18 protein-coding genes are annotated in these 20216 nt (G+C 56.9%); 14 read left to right on the forward strand and 4 right to left on the reverse strand.

Going from position 1 to position 20216, the window contains the following annotated elements:
• Nucleotides 1-11 precede the first annotated feature (11 nt).
• From WG622_RS12930 to WG622_RS12955, 6 genes are all read left to right on the forward strand, one after another.
• Nucleotides 12-794 carry a coniferyl-alcohol dehydrogenase gene (locus tag WG622_RS12930; protein ID WP_339403983.1) on the forward strand — a complete coding sequence of 261 codons (783 nt, stop codon included), beginning with the start codon at nt 12-14 and terminating at the stop codon, nt 792-794.
• A 104-nt stretch (nt 795-898) separates the two neighbouring features.
• Entirely contained in the window at nt 899-1687 is a 789-nt protein-coding gene (locus tag WG622_RS12935; protein WP_339403984.1) for a nuclear transport factor 2 family protein, read from the forward strand.
• Nucleotides 1687-2868: a 4-hydroxybenzoate 3-monooxygenase gene (pobA, locus tag WG622_RS12940; protein ID WP_339403985.1), complete on the forward strand. Its 1182-nt coding sequence runs from the start codon at nt 1687-1689 to the stop codon at nt 2866-2868. Before WG622_RS12935 ends, pobA begins: the two co-directional genes overlap by 1 nt.
• Nucleotides 2869-2885: 17 nt before the next feature.
• Complete coding sequence (locus tag WG622_RS12945; protein WP_339403986.1) at nt 2886-4388, forward strand: aldehyde dehydrogenase family protein; 1503 nt, start codon at nt 2886-2888, stop codon at nt 4386-4388.
• A 6-nt stretch (nt 4389-4394) separates the two neighbouring features.
• The gene (locus WG622_RS12950; RefSeq protein ID WP_339403987.1) at nt 4395-5576 is read left to right on the forward strand and encodes an OsmC family protein; all 1182 of its coding nucleotides are present in this window, start codon (nt 4395-4397) and stop codon (nt 5574-5576) included.
• Between the two features lie 12 nt (nt 5577-5588).
• Nucleotides 5589-6359 (forward strand): SDR family oxidoreductase, encoded by a 771-nt coding sequence (locus WG622_RS12955; protein WP_339403988.1) that lies wholly within the window; start codon nt 5589-5591, stop codon nt 6357-6359.
• 27 nt (nt 6360-6386) lie between these two features.
• Here WG622_RS12955 and WG622_RS12960 read toward each other — a convergent pair whose 3' ends face one another.
• On the reverse strand, nt 6387-7226 hold the full coding sequence (locus WG622_RS12960; protein WP_339403989.1) for a helix-turn-helix domain-containing protein: 840 nt from the start codon (nt 7224-7226) through the stop codon (nt 6387-6389).
• 101 nt (nt 7227-7327) lie between these two features.
• Here WG622_RS12960 and WG622_RS12965 point away from each other — a divergent pair, with 101 nt between their 5' ends.
• The 4 genes from WG622_RS12965 to WG622_RS12980 are packed head-to-tail and all read left to right on the forward strand — an operon-like array spanning nt 7328 to nt 13319.
• The gene (locus WG622_RS12965; protein ID WP_339403990.1) at nt 7328-8971 is read left to right on the forward strand and encodes an alkaline phosphatase family protein; all 1644 of its coding nucleotides are present in this window, start codon (nt 7328-7330) and stop codon (nt 8969-8971) included.
• A gap of 4 nt (nt 8972-8975) precedes the next feature.
• Nucleotides 8976-10238: an alkyl sulfatase dimerization domain-containing protein gene (locus tag WG622_RS12970; protein ID WP_339403991.1), complete on the forward strand. Its 1263-nt coding sequence runs from the start codon at nt 8976-8978 to the stop codon at nt 10236-10238.
• Nucleotides 10235-12316 carry a TRAP transporter permease gene (locus WG622_RS12975; RefSeq protein WP_339403992.1) on the forward strand — a complete coding sequence of 694 codons (2082 nt, stop codon included), beginning with the start codon at nt 10235-10237 and terminating at the stop codon, nt 12314-12316. The genes WG622_RS12970 and WG622_RS12975 overlap by 4 nt, the downstream gene beginning before the upstream one ends.
• 28 nt (nt 12317-12344) lie before the next feature.
• On the forward strand, nt 12345-13319 hold the full coding sequence (locus WG622_RS12980) for a TAXI family TRAP transporter solute-binding subunit (RefSeq protein WP_339403993.1): 975 nt from the start codon (nt 12345-12347) through the stop codon (nt 13317-13319).
• 22 nt (nt 13320-13341) lie between these two features.
• Here the strand turns inward: WG622_RS12980 and WG622_RS12985 are convergent, their stop codons facing one another.
• The gene (locus WG622_RS12985; RefSeq protein ID WP_339403994.1) at nt 13342-14232 is read right to left on the reverse strand and encodes a LysR family transcriptional regulator; all 891 of its coding nucleotides are present in this window, start codon (nt 14230-14232) and stop codon (nt 13342-13344) included.
• Between the two features lie 118 nt (nt 14233-14350).
• On the opposite strand from WG622_RS12985, the gene WG622_RS12990 reads away from it, so the two are divergent.
• A complete protein-coding gene (locus WG622_RS12990) occupies nt 14351-15238 on the forward strand; it encodes an MBL fold metallo-hydrolase (RefSeq protein ID WP_339403995.1) in 888 nt (295 codons plus the stop codon).
• A gap of 66 nt (nt 15239-15304) precedes the next feature.
• On the forward strand, nt 15305-15613 hold the full coding sequence (locus WG622_RS12995) for a hypothetical protein (RefSeq protein ID WP_339403996.1): 309 nt from the start codon (nt 15305-15307) through the stop codon (nt 15611-15613).
• 177 nt (nt 15614-15790) lie between these two features.
• Here the strand turns inward: WG622_RS12995 and WG622_RS13000 are convergent, their stop codons facing one another.
• Nucleotides 15791-16654, reverse strand: coding sequence for an amidohydrolase family protein (locus tag WG622_RS13000; RefSeq protein WP_339403997.1), 864 nt, complete (start codon nt 16652-16654; stop codon nt 15791-15793).
• Entirely contained in the window at nt 16651-17655 is a 1005-nt protein-coding gene (locus tag WG622_RS13005) for a nuclear transport factor 2 family protein (protein WP_339403998.1), read from the reverse strand. Before WG622_RS13005 ends, WG622_RS13000 begins: the two co-directional genes overlap by 4 nt.
• 127 nt (nt 17656-17782) lie before the next feature.
• Here WG622_RS13005 and WG622_RS13010 point away from each other — a divergent pair, with 127 nt between their 5' ends.
• Nucleotides 17783-18832 carry an ABC transporter ATP-binding protein gene (locus WG622_RS13010; RefSeq protein ID WP_339403999.1) on the forward strand — a complete coding sequence of 350 codons (1050 nt, stop codon included), beginning with the start codon at nt 17783-17785 and terminating at the stop codon, nt 18830-18832.
• 91 nt (nt 18833-18923) lie between these two features.
• Nucleotides 18924-20177 (forward strand): ABC transporter substrate-binding protein, encoded by a 1254-nt coding sequence (locus WG622_RS13015; RefSeq protein WP_209355750.1) that lies wholly within the window; start codon nt 18924-18926, stop codon nt 20175-20177.
• The last annotated feature ends 39 nt before the right edge of the window (nt 20178-20216 follow it).

Below are 20216 nucleotides of genomic sequence, written 5' to 3' on the forward strand. Positions count from 1 at the left end.
AGGAGTGAATGATGCACGAAGGCAAAACCTATGTTGTCACCGGTGCGGCGTCCGGGATCGGGGCCGAGACCGTTAAGACCCTCAAGGCCCAAGGCGCACATGTCATTGGCGTTGATCGCAACCCGGCTGGGGGCGTTGATCAGTTCTTTCAAGCGGACCTCAGCGATCCTCAGTCCATTGATGCACTGGTGGAGGCCCTGCCAAGCGGCCTCAACGGGCTCGCCAATATCGCGGGTGTCCCGCCAACCGCGCCCGCCGCTGTTGTGTTGAAAGTCAATCTTTATGGGTTGCAACGGCTGACGTTGAGACTGTTGCCAAAGCTCGCGGATGGGGCGTCGATTGCGAACCTTGCCTCTCTGGCCGGATTTGGCTGGCCCAACGCGGTAGAGCAATGCAAGGCCGCGCTCGCACTGTCATTGGAAGATGACATCGACGCTTTCGTCGCAGAGCATGCTTTGGAAGGCGCTGAGGGCGGGCGGTCATACTTTCTGTCCAAAGAAGCTCTCGTGGTTTGGACTATGCAGAACCGTTGGAGCTGGCGCGATCGCGGGATCAACATGAACTGCGTCAGCCCGGGGCCTGTGGACACGCCAATTCTGGGCGATTTCATCGAAACACTGGGCGCGCGCGCCGAAGAGGACATGAAAGTCATGGATCGTCCGGGCACGCCGCAAGACGTGGCCCCTGTCGTCAGCTTTGCCCTGAGCGACCACGCAAAATGGTTCCGAGGCACTAATCTGATGGTGGATGGCGGCATGTCCAGCCACATCCTGTCAGGCATCCACGGGCTGTAATTCTGCAAGAGCGGTCCGCTCTGTGGACCGCTCGTTTCACCAACACACATTGGCCGCCTATGGTCGTTCCTATGGGCAAGCGCCGCGCGCTTGAGGGAGAAAACATGACAAAGACGCGCAAAATCGAACACGCCCAGGGGCTGTACCTTGAGGGTATTCGAGACGGCAAAATCTGGGACGCGCTGAACGCCCATACGGGCGCGCGCTATACGCAGCACTCCACCGGCGTGGGCGATGGCCAGCAGGGCTTTGCGGATTTCTTCGGCCCGTTTCTAGAGCGCAATCCGATCCGCGACATCCAAGTGGTGCGTGCGATTGAGGACGGGCCCTATGTCTTTCTGCACGTCTACCAGAGCCTGAACGATGGTGAGAGCCAATGGGTTACGGGCGACCTCTTTGACACGGATGCCGATGACAAAGTCATTGAGCATTGGGACGTCATCCAAGAGTTCGCCACCACCACCGTATCGGGGCGCAGCATGGTGGATGGACCAACCGAGATCGAGGACTTCGACCAATCCGAGGCCAACAAAGCCAAGATCGCGGAATTCTGCGAAGCTGTCCTGATCGGCGGCGACTATGACCGCGTCACAGAGTTCATCTCGACTGAGCAATATGACCAGCACAACCCGCAAGTTGGCGATGGTCTGGATGGTTTTGGCGCCTTCGCTGCGGGTTTGGCCGAAAAAGGCCTCTCGATGCGCTATTGGAAGGTGCACAAGCTTATCGGGCAGGGGAATTTTGTTGTGACGCTCAGCCATGTGCAGATGGGCGATGCGCATTTCTGTGTCTTTGACATCTTCCGCCTGAAAGACGGGCTGATTGTCGAGCATTGGGACGTGATGGAGAAAATTCTCGCGCCCGAACATTGGAACAATCAGGGGAAGTTCTGATGCAAGAGCACCGCACACAAGTTTGCATCATCGGCGGCGGACCCGCAGGGCTAATGCTGAGCCATGTTCTGGCCGAGTTCGGCATCGACTCTATCGTTTTGGAACGTCAGACCAAAGACTATGTGCTCGGCCGCATCCGCGCCGGAGTGCTGGAGCATGGGACCGCACAGATGCTGATCGAGCATGGTCTCGGCGACCGGATGACCCGTCAAGGCAAGCCTAAAGACGGCACGCTGATTGTCTGGGAAGGTCAGGACGACTTTTTTATCGACGTCAAGAAATGGACCGGCAAACAGATGTGGGCCTGGGGGCAGACCTATATCACCGAAGACCTCTATGAGGCCCGCGAAAAGGCCGACGCGCAGATCATCTGCGAAGCCAAAGACGTCGCGTTGCACGACATTACCGGGGATGCGTCTGTTACCTACACTAAGGACGGCGCTCAGCATCGCATTCGCTGCGACTTTATCGCCGGCTGCGACGGGTTCCACGGCCCATCTCGACAAGCCATGCCGCGCGAGGTGCGTCGTGAATACGAGCGGGTTTATCCCTTTGGCTGGCTCGGCATCATGGTCGAAAAGCCGCCACTGCAAGATTTCATTTACGCTTACCACTCCGACGGTATGGCAATGGCCGCGCAACGCAATCCAATGCTTAGCCGTTATTATGTGCAAGCGCCCGTGACCGATAAGGTTGAGGATTGGTCTGACCAACGCTTCTGGGACACGTTGCTTAGCCGCTTCCCAGACAGCTACGCGAACCAAATTCAAACCGGCCCGTCGATTGAGAAAAGCATCGCGCCCCTGCGCAGCTTCGTTTCCGAACCCCTGCGCTGGGGCAAGCTCTTCCTCGCCGGAGACGCAGGCCATATTGTGCCGCCAACGGGCGCCAAGGGTCTGAACCTTGCCTTCTCGGATGTCTTTTACCTCAGCCGTGCGCTGAGGACGCATTACGAGGAAGGCTCGGATCACTATCTGGATTGCTATTCCGAAATGGCCTTGCGCCGGATCTGGTCGGCCGAAAACATCTCGTGGCGGCTGACCAAGCTTTTGCATGTCTTCCCGAACGAAGACCCCTTTGATCGCAAGATCCGCACCAACGATTACCAGCTCCTTCTAACCTCAGAGCCAGCGCAACACGCTTTGGCACATGAGTACATCGGGCTGCCTTTTGAAGACTGACGCTCAAGGAGATTGTCATGAGTAATATGGACCAAATCATCACGACCGAGATCGTCATCAATGGCGAAACGCGTGCCGCGTCTGGCGGCGCGACCTATGATCTTTATAACCCCGCACGTCCTTCGGAATTGGTGGGCCACGCCGCAGCGGCCACCAAAGAGGACATGAACGCAGCGGTCGAAGCCGCCCATGCGGCTTTTCCGGCCTGGGCCGAGCTTGGCTACAAAGCTCGCGCCGAAAAACTGCGCGAGATCGCCAAAGCGCTGACTGCCGACGAAGACGACGTCAAATACCGCTCGCGGCTCTTTACCCGCGAGCACGGTAAGATCGCACGTGAAACCCTTCTGGAAATGTCCCGCCTTGGAGACCGGTTCATGCAGGCCGCCGCTTATGGCGAGCGCATGGCGATTGACGAGGTGATGGGGCCCGCAGAAGTGGGACCTCAGTTTGACACTGTCGTTATGCGGCAACCACGCGGTGTGGCAGCCTTGATCGTGCCGTGGAACTGGCCTTTGTCGATCCTTGGGGCGAAACTGCCACAGGCGCTGGTGGCAGGTAACACCGTGGTGGTGAAGCCGTCCGAGGACAGCGCAATGGCTCCGGTTTTGACGTTGCAGATCATCGCAGACCTACTGCCGCCCGGCGTGATCAACATCATCACCGGAGACGCTAAACAGATCGGGGATACTCTGACCGGCCACCCGCTGGTGCGGATGGTGAATTTCACGGGCTCTATTGGCGTGGGCAAACACGTCATGAAAGTCGCCGCGGAAAACCTGACGCCGGTGACTCTGGAGCTGGGCGGCAATGATGCGGCGATTGTGCTTGAGGATGCGGTGCTCGACGAAGAGGCCTTCAACAAGATGTACTGGGGTGCCTTTGGATCCTCGGGTCAGATCTGTATGGCGATGAAGCGGCTTTATGTGCACGAAAGCCGCTATGACGACGTGGTTGATGGCTTTACGGCAGCCTGTGAGCGCGCGGTCATTGGCGATGGGCTACTGCCCGAGACAACCATGGGCCCGGTAAACAACGCTCGCCAGTTCAAGGTCGTCACCGATATGATTGCCGAAGCCCGCGCGAAGGGGGCTGACCTAAAAGAATGCGGGCAGGTGCCTGACGAAGAGCTTTATAGCGGTGGCGGCTATTTCCAAAGGCCCGCGCTTGTCTATGACGCCGATCCCGCGCTTTCTATGGTGAAGAACGAACAATTCGGCCCTTGCTTGCCGATCATGAAATTCAGCACCGAGGACGAGGCGATCACGGCGGCCAACGACAGCATCTTTGGGCTGTGCTCTTCGATCTGGAGCCAGGACTCAGAGCGCGTCATGCGCCTCGCGCGGCGACTTGAAGTAGGCTATACCTATGTCAACGGCCACGGCCCAATGGCACAGGACGGACGCGGCCCCTTTGGCGGATTTAAACAAAGTGGCATTGGCCGCAACCTTGGCTATGACGGCGTGTTGGCCTTTGCAGAACCGCATTCGGTCTCGGCCCCCGCAGGATTTTTGGTGGAGTAAACACAGATGGCAACTATTGGCGAAAATATCATTGGCACCGCAGGTGTCGCGCCGTTCTTTAAGGTGACGAATGCGGATGCGGTTTCTATCGACGCCCCCGAAAACCGCAAAGGCGATGCGCTGCGCACATGGGTAAGATCGTTGAGTGGGTTTCAGAAAGAGGCTCTGGTGCGCTCTGCCAAGACCGGCGAAACGTGGCGTCTGGTGTCAGACGAAGGCCCATATCTGAACGGCCATGACGCTGCGCCGTGTCCGCTTGCGTTTTTGTCGACGGGTATGGTCGCAAGCTACATGAACGAGATCGTCGCCTTGGCCGAAAAACAAGGCGTCGAGATCCGCAAGCTGCGGCTTATTCAAGACAACTACTACACAATGAAAGGCTCGATGCCCAAGCGCACCATGGTGGGCGGCGCGGAGCCGGTGGAACTGCGGGTTGAGATCGACTGTGATCTGTCTGATGGCGATCTGACGACCTTTCTGATGAACGCGGTGCATGCCTCGCCTCTGAACGGGTTGATGCGCGGCCAGCTGGAAAGCCTGTTCAAACTGGGTAAAAACGGCACCGAACTGCCTACCGCCAAAGTCGCCGAACTTGACGGAGCCTTGTTCCCCGATCCCGGCAACCATTTCGCGAAATCCGAGGCCGAGACCAGCGATCTGACCCTGATGGAACCTATTGGACCGACACCTAAAAAAGACGTGGTCATGGGTACGTCGGCTGGAGCGTCGTCTTTGGCGGATGAACAGGACCGTCGCCTGAATATCGGCGCTGTCGCTGTGCTGCGCGAAGATGGCATCAAAGACATCCAACAGATGCAATATTCGCCTTATGGCACATCCTTCCGGTTCCTCAGCTCCGAGGACGGCCGTGCTCCTGACGCCAACAGCTATATCAGCGCGGGCATCGGGTTTTGCTTCATGACCCAGTTTGGTAGGTTTGTATCGATGCTGAAACTGGATTTGCCGGATTACCGCATCGTTCAGGACACCCATTTCAGTCTTGGTGGTGCATCCGGTGGCACAGGCAAAGCGGGCGAAGCCGATCCGATTGAAACCCACGTCTACCTCGAGACGTCCGAGAGCGACGAGACCGCGCAAGAGATGCTGGATATCTCCGAGCAGACTTGCTTCTTGCATGCCTTCTGCCGCACAGATCTGAAGACAAAGCTGAAAGTCGTACGCGTATAGGGGAGAGTTCACATGAGGATCGCACTCACAGGCGGATCAACTGGGATCGGGGCCGAGGTTGCCAAAAAGCTGACGGCGCAAGGCCATCACGTCACGGCTTTTGATATTTCTGAGCCGTCGGAAAATGTCGCGCGCTGGATCAAGACGGATCTGAATGATCCAAGTTCCATTGCGATCGCTTTGACCATGGCAGAGGGGCCGTTTGACGCCTTGATCAACAACGCGGGCCTGCCACCTCGGGAAGGGCTGGAAAAGGTAATCCTTGGGGTGAACTTTTTCGGCTTTCGCAGTTTTCTGGAGGGCTTTCTGGACAAGCTCAGCGAGGGGGCTTCTATCGTCAATGTCGCCTCCCGCGCTGGGGCGCAATGGCGCGAGAATCTGGACGAGGTAAAGGCCTTGTTGGCCAGTTCAGCCGAAGAGGTGAGCGGTTTCATTGAAAAGCATGAGATCGAACATGTGCGCGCCTATAACCTCTCAAAAGAAGCGGTGATCGCTTACACGATGTCCCAGACCGAAGCCATGGTCGCGCGCGGGCTGCGCATGAATTCCGTCAGCCCTGCGGCTGTCAGCACCGGCATTCTGGATGACTTCAAAGCGGCCTTTGGGGCCAAGGCCGCGAACGCAATTGCGCGCGCTGGGCGCCCCGGTCATCCGCAAGAGATCGCGGATGTCATCGTCTTTCTGGCGTCAACTGAGAGCGCTTGGATCAAGGGGCAAGACATCGTGATTGATGGCGGCATGAGCGCCATGGGCATGAGCGATGCCTTGGGGCTAAACGGCTAAGCCTAACGTGAAGGGTCGTGCCGGGGTCTAAACGAAACTCGGCGCGTCTACCTTGGCGCGATCAAGCGACACGCCAATCCGCGCCGAGGCATTTTGCAGATCTTGCAAAGACCCAAGCGCGAGAACTTCGTCAAGTTCCATGTCCGCGGCCACCCAAATCAGGCTGATCGAACCATGCACGCCAGTCTTTGACAAAATCGGCACAGCCATCGCCGCGAGTTCTGGGCCGGGGTCAAACGGAGGTTGCCAGTAGTTCGCTTCACGAAGCCCAAACCCACGCGCCCGTGTCTTCGCGATTTCCTCGTCGAACTTGCCTGAGTCGATCCAAAGTACTTCTTCTTTGGTGCCGATTTGTCGAATAGTTTCAATGTGTTTTTGCCGTTCATCCGGGTCGCAAAAGGCCAGAACCACGCGCCCATGGGCGGACATGACCATGGAAATCCGCACCCCCAATGCGGTTCTCGTCAAAGCCATTGGACCGCGTAAGCGGGTGCTTTCAATAATCTCTATTCGTCCCGCATCCACAATCCCGCAAATCTCAGACGGCCAGCCAGCTTGTCGCCCCATAAGGTCCAGCAAGTACGGTGCGGCCAGTTCGGCAAGCGGATGCGCGCGGGCGTTGTCTCCCAGCAGCTTGCCAAGGGAATGCGCAAGTTCAAAGCGACCTTCGACAATGTTGCGTCGCACCCAGCCACGTTCTTGTAAAGTCAGCAGAATACGCAAGAGCGTCGGATTGCTCAGGCCTGAAGCCTTGCGCAGATCCGCCAACGACATATGCCCACGCCGCGACAACAGCTCGACAATATGCAGCCCCCGATCAAGGGCGCGAATGGTTTTGGAAGAGCCTTGGTTTGGAGTTTCTGACATCGGTCCACCTAGTGGACTGCAGATTAGATCATGCATCCTAGTTGGACAATACTGATCTCAAGATTGAGCTCGGAGGCGCTCAACCAAAAGGGAGGAGACGGATGAACATTCTGTTCATCATGTATGACCAGCTCAGGTTTGATTACCTGAGTTGCGCGGGCCATCCGCATCTGCATACGCCGAATTTTGACCGCGTGGCAGAGATGGGCGTGCGATTTTCCAATGCATTCGTGCAGTCGCCGGTCTGTGGCTCCAGCCGGATGAGTTTTTATACTGGCCGCTATGTGTCCTCGCATGGGGCCGCTTGGAATGGCTTTCCGCTACGCGTCGGCGAATTGACCATGGGAGATCACCTGCGCCGCGCGGGCATGGATTGTTGGCTGATCGGCAAGACCCATATGAAAGCCGACGCCGAAGGCCTGGCGCGGCTTGGCCTAAGCCCCGACAGCGAAATTGGAGCGCGTCAGGCGGAATGCGGCTTTGACGTCTGGATCCGCGATGATGGGCTTTGGGGGCAGGGGCCCGACGGGTTTTATGATGAACGTCGCTCTCCCTATAACGAATATCTGAAATCAAAGGGGTATGAGGCCGAGAACCCCTGGGCGAGCCATGCCAACGCGGGTGTTGATGATGCAGGTGACATCGCCTCTGGCTGGATGTTTCAGAACGCCGACAAGCCTGCAAATATCCGCGAAGAGGACAGCGAAACGCCTTGGCTGACCCAACGCACGATTGATTTTATCGACCAGGCCAAAGGCCCTTGGTGCGCGCATGTCAGCTATATCAAACCTCATTGGCCTTATATCGTGCCAGCGCCTTATCACGACATGTTTGGCGCCAACCATGTGCCCGCCGCGCAGCGTTCCGCTGTCGAACAAGAGGACGCGCACCCTGTTTACGCGGCCTATATGGACAACAAGATCTGTCAGGCCTTTCAGCGCGAGGATGTGCGTCAAAAGGTGATCCCGGCCTATATGGGCCTGATCAAGCAATGCGATGATCAACTGGGTATTTTGTTGGATCATCTAGAGGCGACGGATCGCCTCAAAGACACAATGATTGTGCTTACCTCGGACCATGGCGATTATCTCGGCGATCATTGGATGGGCGAGAAGGACCTGTTTCACAATCCTTCGGTCAAAATCCCAATGATTGTCTATGATCCGCGTCCCGAGGCCGATGCGACCCGTGGCACAGTGTGTGATGCTTTGGTCGAGTCGATTGACCTGGTGCCGACCTTTTTAGATGCCGCTAAGGGAAAGGCCGTGCCGCATATCTTGGAAGGGCGGTCTCTGGAGCCATGGTTGCATGGTGAGAAACCTGAGTGGCGGGATTTCGTTGTTTCGGAATACGATTATTCTGTGACTCCGCAAGCTGTAAAACTAGGGCTAGAGCCCAGCGAGTGCCGCCTGTTCATGATTTTTGATGGGCGGTTCAAAATGATGCACGCAGAGGGCGGGTTCCGTCCGATGCTGTTTGATCTGCAAAATGATCCCGAGGAGTTCATCGATCTGGCCAAAACTGAGGGCCATGAGGCCGAGATCGAACGGCTCTATGGCTTGCTGTTTCAATGGGCGCGGCGCAGTGCGCAGCGTGTCACGAAGTCTGATGATGACATCCGCGCAATGCGCGGCGCGTCGCTTAGAAAAGGCATCTTGCCCTTCCTGGTGGACGGCTCTGAGGTGTCTGATGACCTGATTGCGGCCTATCGCGGGTCTGCTCAAAAAAGATATGTGGGGGAATGACTTAATGCCCAACAATCGCCTAATCGATCACAACGAAACGCAGTTCAAAAAGCATGTGGTGACGCTTGCGCCGGGTGTTTGGACTGCGGTCGGTTTCGCCGCCTCCACCCAGCATATGATAGAGGGCGAGACGTCGGTCACGATCATCGACACCTCTGAGAGCACCGGTGCCGCCACGAATGTCCTCGCGGCGTTTCGCGAGCTGACGGACAAGCCAATCGAACAGATCATCTACACGCACAGCCATCGCGATCATATTTCTGGCGCGACGGTCTTTAGCGAAGGCCGCGACGTGCCGATCCTAGCCAGTGCGGGCTTTAGCTCTGATCTCGTCGGCCAGGATGAAACCCGCATTGCACCCAACAAAGCCTTGGGTCGCCGGACAATGGCGCAGTTTGGCATTGGCCTGTCACCGTCAGAACGGATTTCACTTGGCTGCGGGCCTGGAGACCGCCCGATGGAGGGCATGGGCGCGGGGCATATCCCGCCAAACCAGCTTATTTCCAACGATCAGGAGATCGACCTCGACGGCGTCACGGCGCGCCTCATTCATGCGCCCGGAGAAACCGCCGACCATATGGCGGTCTGGTTGCCAGATGCGAAAATTCTGTTTCCCGGAGACAATTGGTATCATGCCTTCCCAAACCTCTATGCGATCCGCGGCACGCCTTATCGTGACTTCGCCAAATGGGCGGAAACACTTGGAAATCTTGCGGATCTTGGTGCAGAGGTTCTTGCGCCGGGTCACACGCAACCTGTGTTCGGCGCGGAAAAGGTACGCGAAGTCCTAATGACCACGCGAGCAGCGATCCTGCATGTGATGCAACACACAGCAGACGGCATGGATGCGGGGCATTCGATGGACGATATCGCGGCCTCGCTGACGTTGCCGGACGACCTCGCCGACAAACCGTGGCTGGGCGAGTTCTATGGCAAGGCCTCCTGGTCAGCGCGCGCCTTCGCGACGGGTACTTTGGGCTGGTATGACGGTAACCCGACGCATTTGGGCACTTTGTCCTCGGCCAAACGCGCACAACACATGGCGGATTTGGCAGGCGGTGTGGAAGCGCTATTCGAACAAGCCAAGCAAGCAGAGGATCTGCAATGGCGGCTAGAGCTTTGCGATCACCTGATCGCATTGGGAGCACCAGCACAGGGTCTCAAGGCCGACACGATGGTGACATTGGCTGAAACCGAAATCAACGCAACCGCACGCAACACCTACCTCTGGGAAGCCAAGAAACTCCGCGAAGGAGAAACCTCATGAGCGACACAAGCCTGATCAAACGCCTTGGTGACAGCCTTGCTTTTGTCTTCACTCTGGTAATTTTGCTCTACGCGGCCTCGGGTCCGATGTCGGAATTCGTGCGTTGGGTGATTGAGGCCACCACACCGGATTTCGAAGAGCTGTCACGCCGCGATCAACGGATGTTGTTCCGCGAGCACTGGCTCGGCGCGGGGTTCCGCAGCTTTGAGCAAGGGTTTTTGCTGCCCACGGGCCTGATCCTCGGGTTGCCTTTGTTGTTTGCATTCGTGATCTCTTACCTTTGCGTCGCAGACACACCAAACTGGGCTCGCTGGCTTGGTGCTGGTTTGTCCGCAGGCGTTTTGTTCTTCTGGATCGCGGGGCTCTTTGCCGTGGACGGAGGCGCGTTGCCCTCAGCAAACCCGCAGGATTTCATCCTCTTTCCACTGGCCACGGCCCTAGTGCTGTTTCTGACCTGGCGCATGTTTGGCACCTTTATTGTGGGTTTCTGCCTCTTTTGGGTAGTCTATTTCTTCATCCGCGGAGCCTTGCCAGATTGGACAGGGATCCTTGCGGGTTCCGAGTCCAGCTTCTCGCAAAGCATGCGCTCGATGGTACTGAATTTCTGGGCGCAGACGGGGGGCATGTTCGGGCAACCGCTTCAGGTTGTGTCCGGTAACGTCTTGATTTTCATTGTGTTCGGAGCCGTCCTTATGGCCAGTGGGGCAGGCGGTTTGCTGATGAAGATCGCCAACCGACTGACTGGCCGCTTCACGGGCGGTGCGGCGCATGCGGCAGTCGCAAGCTCCGCGCTCTTTGGGACGCTCAGCGGGGCTGCGATTTCCAATGTGGTCTCCACGGGCGTCATGACCATTCCGGTCATCAAGAAATCCGGTTTCAAACCAGCCTTCTCTGCTGCGGTCGAGGCCGCTGCGTCGACGGGTGGGCAGGTCATGCCTCCGGTTATGGGCGTTGTGGCCTTCTTTGTTGCGGGCCAGATCGGGTTGGAATACCGCTACATCGTGGTGGCTGCGATTGTCCCTGCGGCCTTCTTTTATCTGGGGACCTTCATGACCGTCTATTTCGAGGCGCGTCGCCAAGGTGTGGGCCCGCTGCCTGCCGAAGATCGCCCAAAGCTGAGCTCCAGCGAGCTTGTGCAATGTCTTGTGTTTATCATACCCCTCGGCGTGCTGAGCTACTTCCTCTTCGCGCAACCCTCTGTGCAAAAAGCAGGCTTCTACGGCTTCGTCGTTGCCCTCGCGTGCGCACTCATCCTGTTCAAAGGATTCCGCAACTGGCCGAGCATCTATCAGGCCTTTGTCAGCGCAGGGCGGATGTCGGCGGCGATCATCATTATTGTAGCTGCGATTGGACTGATCGTGGGACTTATCCAAGTCTCGGGCTTCAGCGGGCGTTTCTCGCTCTTGCTCGCACAGCTTGCCAGTGGACCTTTGTTTTCGACGCTGATCGTCGTCGCCTTGGGGGCTATCGTGCTTGGGATGGGCCTACCACCGGGCGCGACCTATTTCATCATCGTGATTGCGCTCAGTTCCGGGATTGACGCGGTGGGCATTCCGCCCCTGACGCTGCACCTGTTCGTTGTGTTCTTTGCGGTGATTTCAACGGTCACACCGCCAGTCGCCTTAGCCGCCTTTGCCGCCGCACCCATCGCCGGAGCAGATCCAGTTCAAACCGGGTTCCAGGCCGCCCGTTTGGCGCTGGCAGGTTTTCTGATCCCCTTCGTCTTTGTCTATCACCCAGCGGTTCTTTATCAGCTGCAAATCCTGTTCGTCTGGTTTGGCGGAGACCTGCCAAACTCCAAGGCTATGATCGATATCGCGACGGTGTCCTGGTTGGATCTGGGATGGATCATCTTTGCCTTCACCCTCGCAATCTGGCTGCTGAGCTCGGCCCTCACAGGGTTTGAAAAGAACAAACTCAACGGTCTTGAACGCCTGCTGCGCGTGGCCGTCGGCTTCCTTGTGCTGGTTCCCGGCATGATCATCGCAATCCCAGCGGCCTGCGCCGGTCTGGGCCTAGTCATCTTGCATCGGTTCTTAGGAGGAGAGCCGTCGCCAGTGGACGTAAAAACTTCATGAAACGCAAATATTTAACGGGAGGAACTTCATGCGTTTGACACTTACTGCACTTACGACAAGTCTCGCTTTGGCATCCTTTGCCCAAGCCCAAGAGACGACCCTAAAAATGGCCACGATCGCCCCAAGTTTGGGGCAGGCCGTCACGATGGCGACCTTCGCCAATGTGGTCACGGATAACCTCGACAACATCTCGATTGAGGTTTCAGGCGGTGGCGCGGCGACGGTTCATATGATGGAAGTCGCGCGCGGCAACCTCGACATGTCTATGACCAGCCCAGTTGTCTACAACCTGATGGCAGCGGGCAAGGCCATGTACGCCAAACAGGCCGAAGCACCTGAGCTTAGCAAAAACTTGTCCCTGCTGATGTGGTTCCCCTATGGCGCCTATCACTTCGCGGTGCGTGCGGACAGCGACATCGAAGTTCTGGATGACCTCGAAGGCGCATCGGTCTTTTTGGGCCCACAGGGCGGCGGCGCTTACAACGCGGCGCGCGGGTGGATTGAATCCACAACGGGGTTGGTCGCGGGCGAAGACTATGACGCGATCAAGGCCAACTGGCAGACTGGTTTCCAGGCCTTTCTAGATGGAAAAATCGACGTCTATGTGAACGGCTGTCTCGACCCATGCGGCAACTTCATTCAGTTCACAGAAACAGAGGACCTGCGGTTCATCGGCCCAGAAGATGATCAGGGCGAAGCCGTAGAGAAGTTCCTCGGCAAATGGCGCTATCGCGGCAATATCGAACCGGGCCTCTATGGTGGTCAAAAGAACGAAGACACTGTGATTTCTTTTGACACAGCCGTCGGCATCGGCGTGCGGGGCGATCTCGACGAAGAAACTGTCTATCTGCTGACCAAGACCTTCTGGGACAACATCGAGCAGGTGACCTCTGATGCACCCTGGGCCAAGGCGTTGGACATCAACTTCGCGGCGTCTAAACGCGGGCTGATGGAGTTGCATCCGGGTGCTGCGCGCTATTACAAAGAAGTTGGCGCTATGTAGTCCAAATTATAAGGGCAGGGCCTTAAGTCCTGCCCTTATTCACCGCGACGAGGTAGTCGAGCATGCGTCGCGTCAATTGTTTTTGCGGACCACTTTCGGGCCAAACCGCATAGACACCAAGGTCAGGCAATTTCCAATCTGGCAGGACCTCGACCAATGCGCCGTTTTGCAGTTCCGCTTCAATTTCCGCCTCTGGCAAATGCTGACAGCCAAGCCCTGATTTTACAGCCGCAATCGCTGCTGTGATTGTATCGACTTCAAGGCGCAGCCGTTTGACCTCTATCGTCGCGCTTTCGCCGTCTTTCATCAGCGTTATCGCATTGCTCAGCATCGCGATCCCGACAAAGTCGCATTGCGCCAGATCCTCCAGCGTTTTAACGGGCGCGCGTGTCGCCATATACTGTGGCGAGGCGACCATGACACGACGGAACATGCCGATTCGTTTGGTCTTAAGACTGCTGTCCACGAGCTTGCCCAAGCGGATCGCCAGATCATAGCCTTCGCTCACCAGATCCACCTGTCGGTCCAGACTATGCACCGTCAGGGACACCAGCGGATGATCCGCTGCAAAGGCCCAAATGGCGCGATGCATGGGGGAGTATTGTCCAAAGGCCGGGATCGTCAAGCGCAGAGCGCCGACCGGCTGGTCGATCTCTCCGGCCAAGGCATCAATCGCCTCGCTGCCAGCGCTCACCATGCGTTTCGCAGCGTCTAGGATCTTGTGCCCTTCACTGGTCAAAGACAGCGCGCGGGTGGAACGGAAAAACAGCGACACGCCCAGCTTGGATTCCAGCCGCGAGACATGGTGGCTTACCACCGAGGTCGACAGATTAAGCCGCCGCCCCGCAGCGCTAAAGCTGCCTGCTTCGGTCACGGCAACAAAGACGGCCAATCCTTTGAAGTCGTCGATCATCTTTCCAATATTTCGAAATCAGAATGCAAGTATTGTTCACTAATCGAAACGATAAGCCCGCTCTACATTGCCTGTCAACGACCCAAGAAAATGCAATAACGAGTAAAGGAAAAACCCGATGTCCCTTGAAACAACAGTTTCCCGTCGCAACCTGCTGAAAGGCGCAACGCTCACCGCTGGCGCAGTCGCGCTGCTGCGCACGGGGCTGACCCCAACCATCGCCAAGGCGCAAGGTGAGCTGCCCGCAGGCACCGTGCATTCCTTCGCAAAAGCGGGCGTTAATTTTCACACTTACGTCTCGCCGGCGCAGACCGTGAATGTCACCAGCCATGTGATCGACCTGGGTGATCAACTGATGGTGGTCGACGCGACTATGCTACCGCCGACCGCACAAGAGGTTAGCGCCTTGATCAAATCAACAGGCAAGCCTGTTGGTCTGGCGGTTCTCAGCCATGAGCATCCTGATCATTGGGGTGGCGCGTCTTTCATCGAAGGCGTCAGCTTCTCGACATTGCCTGAAGTGCGCGAGGGCATGCGCGCTGAGGCAACCGGTGGCAATTGGCCGGAGCCTGTGAATGTACTGACCGGCGGAGATATCACGGTTGGGACCACGACCTTGTCCGGCGTTGAGGTCGAATTCCGTCACTACAAAGACGTTGAAGCGCCCCATATGCTGGTCTCGGTTCTGCCAGAGCAGCAAGTCGCTGTGGTGCAGGACCTAGTTTACAACGGCGTCTACTTCGCCCCCGGCACAGACCGCGCCAATTGGATCGCGACCCTGCAAGAGATGAGCGACGATCCCGCGTTTGATACCCTGCTGGTGGGTCATGGCCTGCCGACGACGCGCGGCGATCTGGACACCGCCATCGCCTATATCCGCGTGATGGACGAGGTCATGAACTCTGCCGCCTCGCCAGATGATGCCATCGCGCAGCTAAAAGCGGCCTTCCCAGCCTATACCGGAGAGTTCCTGCTGAGCCTGATCCCAGAGTATTGGACCCGCTGAGATCGGGCCTGAAGCATGCTTAAACTTCTGACAACACTTGCCTTTATCACAGGAGCTAACGTCACAATGGCTGAAACCAAAATCGCCCAAGTTGTCGAAATTGCGACGTTTGAACTGGCAGACGGCGTGACTCACGAGGCCTTTGCCATCGTCGATGCGCAAGTCGAAGCTGAACACGTGAGTCTGCAACCCGGCTTTGTGTCGCGCGAAACAGGTGCGACTGACACCGGTTGGATCGCGATTGTGCACTGGGAAAGTGCCGAGGCCGCGCAGGCCTCTATGGACAGCTTTGGGTCGGCCCCAGCGGCGGCAGAGTTCATGGGCATGATGGATGTCTCTACAATGGCTATGGCACGCTACGACATCAATCGATAACCCGTGAGTGGCAGATTACAGATCGGGCCCGGCGTCATGCGGCGTCGGCCCGAGTTCGCAAGTAAATGCCACTAAGCTTTGTGCGTAGAAAAGGTTCGTCTGGCAACGCGAACTTGCATCCGCAGCTTCTTGATGGGCAGTTGTGCTTGCCTTGCGCTCGCCCGTTAACGTTCAGGCTTAAAAGTAAAAGGCGCGCGCCACTGAATTGAAGACCTGATCGTAGTGGTCTGATGGGATCAAGGCTCTTTGGGTTTCAAACATTTTTTGATAGTCCGAATAGAGTTTGTCGACCGGGAAGTTCGATCCAAACATGACGCGATCCGGACCAAATTGCCCAATGACGTCTTCTACAATCGGCGCGAGGCTTTCCTGCGTCCAATTGTGTTCAAACATTCCAAGTCCAGAGAGTTTGCAAGTCACATGAGGCAGGTCTGAAAGATGCTGCAATGATCGCGCCCAATTGGCCAGACCCGCTTCCGTTCGATCATGCGGGGAGCCTGCGTGGCAAAGCGCGACGGGCGTATTAGGTGCCTGTGCAATTACGGTGGCGGTTTTCTCCATGAGCTCCGGAATAAGCTGCAAGTCAAAGCTCAGCCCGCGGTCACCCGCTTCATTAAGACCTTTCAGGAATAAAGGGTTGTCCAGCAAGTCGTTCGTGCCTGTCACCGCATCTTCGCCAGGCGCTCGTCCGATGATTTGGCGCACACCTTTGACTGTTGAAAGCCGCTGGTATTCATCCAGTTGAGTAGACAGGTCCGGCGCTGTGAGATCACAAAACACAACTTGCGCCATTGGCCAATCCGGCGTGGCGTCGGCAACCGATTGAACCCATTTTGCCTCGGCCAACGGGTCCTCTGCGCCCACCTGAATGTGTACGGATCCCGTGATCCCGCAGGCACTCGCCTCAGCTCGGAACTCATTGATCAGGTAGTCGCGCTGAATAGGGGAGGGATCTCCGAAAAAGCGTTCTACACCTTGGGCCATCAGCCAAGGGTAATGCACCGCGTTCAAATCCCAGAGATGGTGATGGGCGTCGATCATGTGCGGGGCACCTCTTGCATGCGGGCCAGTATATCGACGCCAAGGCCTTTCCAGAAATGCAGAAGGTCAATGAAGATCCAGTTCTCGGCCAGCTTGTCGCCCTCGCGGCGATAGATGTCGATCACGCGCATCTCGCCATGTTTGTCACTGGCAGGCATGCCCATAAACCCGCCATCATGGCGGGCGGTGAAATTCGGCCAGCCAAAGAAACCGCCGTAGTGCCCTTCGGCCATGCGGCAAATGTGGTTTGTCTTGGATCTTTCAGAAAAGGCCGCGCGGAAGGGGCCGGAGTGCTGTTTGGCGTAGCGCTCGATTGTGTAGGTCGCACCGATCCCGGCTGGCCCCCACCAGATCATGTCGTCGTGCCATGTCCGCGCCAGTTCTTCTTCGAGTGGCAGTCCAAGTTGCCAAGTGCCCAGATCGCCAATCATCGCGTTGATCGCCGCAAGGGTCGCGTCACCTTCGGCCTTTGGTTGCGCATCAAAGAGCAATCCATCATGCGTCATAGGCCCGGGCTGAACCAGATGCGCTGCGGTTTGAGGCGGGAAGGGATTTAGACCCGCTTGCATCATCAAATGCGGGATATCGAAGTACATGGCGGTTTCGACGATCTTGCCGCCCGCGACCTTGTTGAACTCGCAATACCGCAGGAAGGCCATCTTGTCCGTCGGCGCGATGCCAAGCCAAGGTTCATCAAAGAGCCCCATAAGGTGGCCCATGGACACAACCCATGTGCCGTCAAAGCCGTCGGTTTCATTCTTGCCCGCCATGAAGACATCCTGACGCCGTTGAAGCCGTTTTAAGGATATTTTCAGGGGTGCCCAGAATTCTGAGGCTACACGAATCGAGTCCGTCATTTCGTTAAAGGGATGAAAGCCGCGCCACAGATAGTCCGTTGAAATATATTGACCCAGAACACCAGCTATTTCGCCAGAATCGGCGTCGTCCAAAGCAGCATAGTATTCTCTAACTAAATGTTTTTCCGCTTGAAAGTCGACCACACGACCTCTCCCTTTGATGGATTTTTGCACACGTTTGCAAAAACTTCTTGCCAAAATCCGGAACCCGAGTCTACCCTGTTGCAAGCGTATGCAAAAATCGCATTGATGACACTCGGGAGGAGCCTTCATGGCCGAAATCCAGCTCAAGAACCTCAGCAAGCGCTGGGGCAGCTTCGTTGGCGTTGATGATTTCAATCTTACGATTGCTGACAAAGAGTTCCTTGTGCTCTTGGGGCCGTCTGGCTGCGGCAAGACCACGACGATGCGTATGATCGCGGGCCTAGAGGATGCAACCGAAGGCGACATCTTGGTCGACGGAACGCGGGTCAATGATCTGGAGCCCAAGGACCGAGATGTAGCGATGGTGTTCCAAAGCTATGCGCTTTATCCGAACATGAACGTCTACGAGAACATCCGCTTTCCACTGAAAGTGCGCGGCGTTGATCCAAGCACACACGACGAAAAAGTGCGTCGCGCGTCGGCGATGGTTGAACTGGACGAATTCCTGCACCGCAAGCCAGCCGAGCTTTCTGGCGGTCAGCGTCAGCGTGTTGCTTTGGCCCGCGCCATTGTGCGCGAACCGAATATGTTCCTGATGGACGAACCGCTGTCCAACCTTGACGCAAAACTGCGGGTCTCGACCCGAGCGCAGATCAAGAATCTCTCCCACGAGCTGGCCGTAACTACCATCTATGTGACCCACGACCAGATCGAGGCCATGACCCTCGCGGATCGCGTGGTGGTCATGAAGCAGGGGGTTGTGCAGCAGGTTGGCAGCCCAACGGAAATCTACGACCGCCCAGCCAATGCATTTGTAGCAAGCTTCATCGGCAACCCGGCCATGAACTTGATGGATGGCGCGGTAGAAGGCGGGACATTCAAGGCGGAAGGCGTAGAGGTCAAAGGCCTCACGGCACCTGACGCGAAAACGACTTTGGGCTTCCGTGCAGAGGATGCCGAAGTTGTGGAAAGCGGCGGTCAAATCAACGCGCCGATCTATACGATGGAACTTTTGGGCGAAGCGACAATGGTTTCGGTCCGGATCGGTGGCTCTTTGGTCAGCGTTAAGGCTGACAAGAACTATCGCGCGGACATTGGAGATATCGTCTCTATCAAAGTTCCAATGGAACATTGCCACTTGTTTGATGCTGAAACAGGTGAGCGTGTAGGGGGGTAAGCCCCTGAAATATGGCGCAATTAATAAGCGTCTTTCGCTGGGTGCGTGATTGCAAGACGCATCCAAAATGACAAGAAACAGGGAGAAAGACATGTTTCTAAAGAAAGTAATGGTTGCTGGTGCAATGTCAGCTCTACTGGGGACCTCTGCCTATGCAGGTGGTCACGCAATGTGTGGTCCTGATGGCGCGTCGGTCCGTATTCTCGGGTCAGACTTTCCTGCGATCCAAGCGGTTGCTGGTGCGGCCGAAGCAAACTGCTCTGGCAGCGCGGGCGAGTTCACCATCAACCTGCGTGACGATACACGCGACATGATGAACCAAGCGCTGACGCCAAACCCGGCGGAATATACCAGCGTGATCGTGGCGAACTCTACGCTCACTCAGTTGATGAATGATGACCTCGTGCGTCCTCTGAACGATCTGGTCGACAAATACGGTGCAAACCTCAAGCCGCATCAGCTGATCACCATTGACGGTAACGTTATGGCGATTGCCTTCATGGCGAACTCTCAGCACCTCTTCACCCGGACCGACATTCTCGCGCAAGCGGGCGTCGAAGGCACTCCGTCCAGCGTCGAAGAAATGGTGGCCGCGGCAGAAAAAATCCGTGCAGCAGGCATCATGGAATATCCGATTGCGATGAACATGAAAGTCGGCTGGAACGTTGGCGAGATCTTCAACCTGTTCTACTTCGCAAACGGCGGCGAGCTGTTCAAGCCTGGTACGGCTGAGCCAGCAGTGAATTCCGCAGCAGGTGTCGCGGCGCTGAACTCGATCAAATCCTTGCTTGAGTACACCCACCCAGATCACCTCAGCCATGCATCCAACGAAACCCAGGCACTTTGGGAAGCAGGTCAAGCGGCAATGGCTATCATGTGGGGCTCTCGCGGTGGCGCGGTTCTGGATGACGAAGGCTCTACTGCAGATGTCACCGAGAACACTCTGCTCTCGATGGCGCCAACCGCAAACGGTGGATCTACGCCAGCGGCGACTCTGTGGTGGGATGGTGTGACCATTGCCAAGAACGTGCCTGATGCCGACGCCGAAGCAAGCTTTGCAGCTCTGGTTAGCGGCCTGAACGCAGACCTGATGAAAGAGCACAACGACAAAGCCATCTGGCTGATCGACGGCTTCCAGCCTGGTCCAGCGGCGGCAGGTGTGTCCGCGACTGCAAATGCAGGGGCCAAGCCTTACCCAATGATCCCATTCGTGAACCTGATGCACAACGCACTGGGGTCTGAACTGGTTGACTTCTACAAAGGCACCGAGAGCGCAGAAGACGCGCTGGCGGACGTCGAAGCGGCCTATGTGACCGCAGCGAAAGAAGCAGGCTTCTTGAACTAAGAGCCTGAGGAAGGGGGCTTTTCGGCCCCCTTCACCCTC

The organism is Cognatishimia coralii (assembly GCF_037478305.1).
In the GTDB taxonomy this organism is placed as follows: Bacteria; Pseudomonadota; Alphaproteobacteria; order Rhodobacterales; family Rhodobacteraceae; genus Cognatishimia; species Cognatishimia coralii.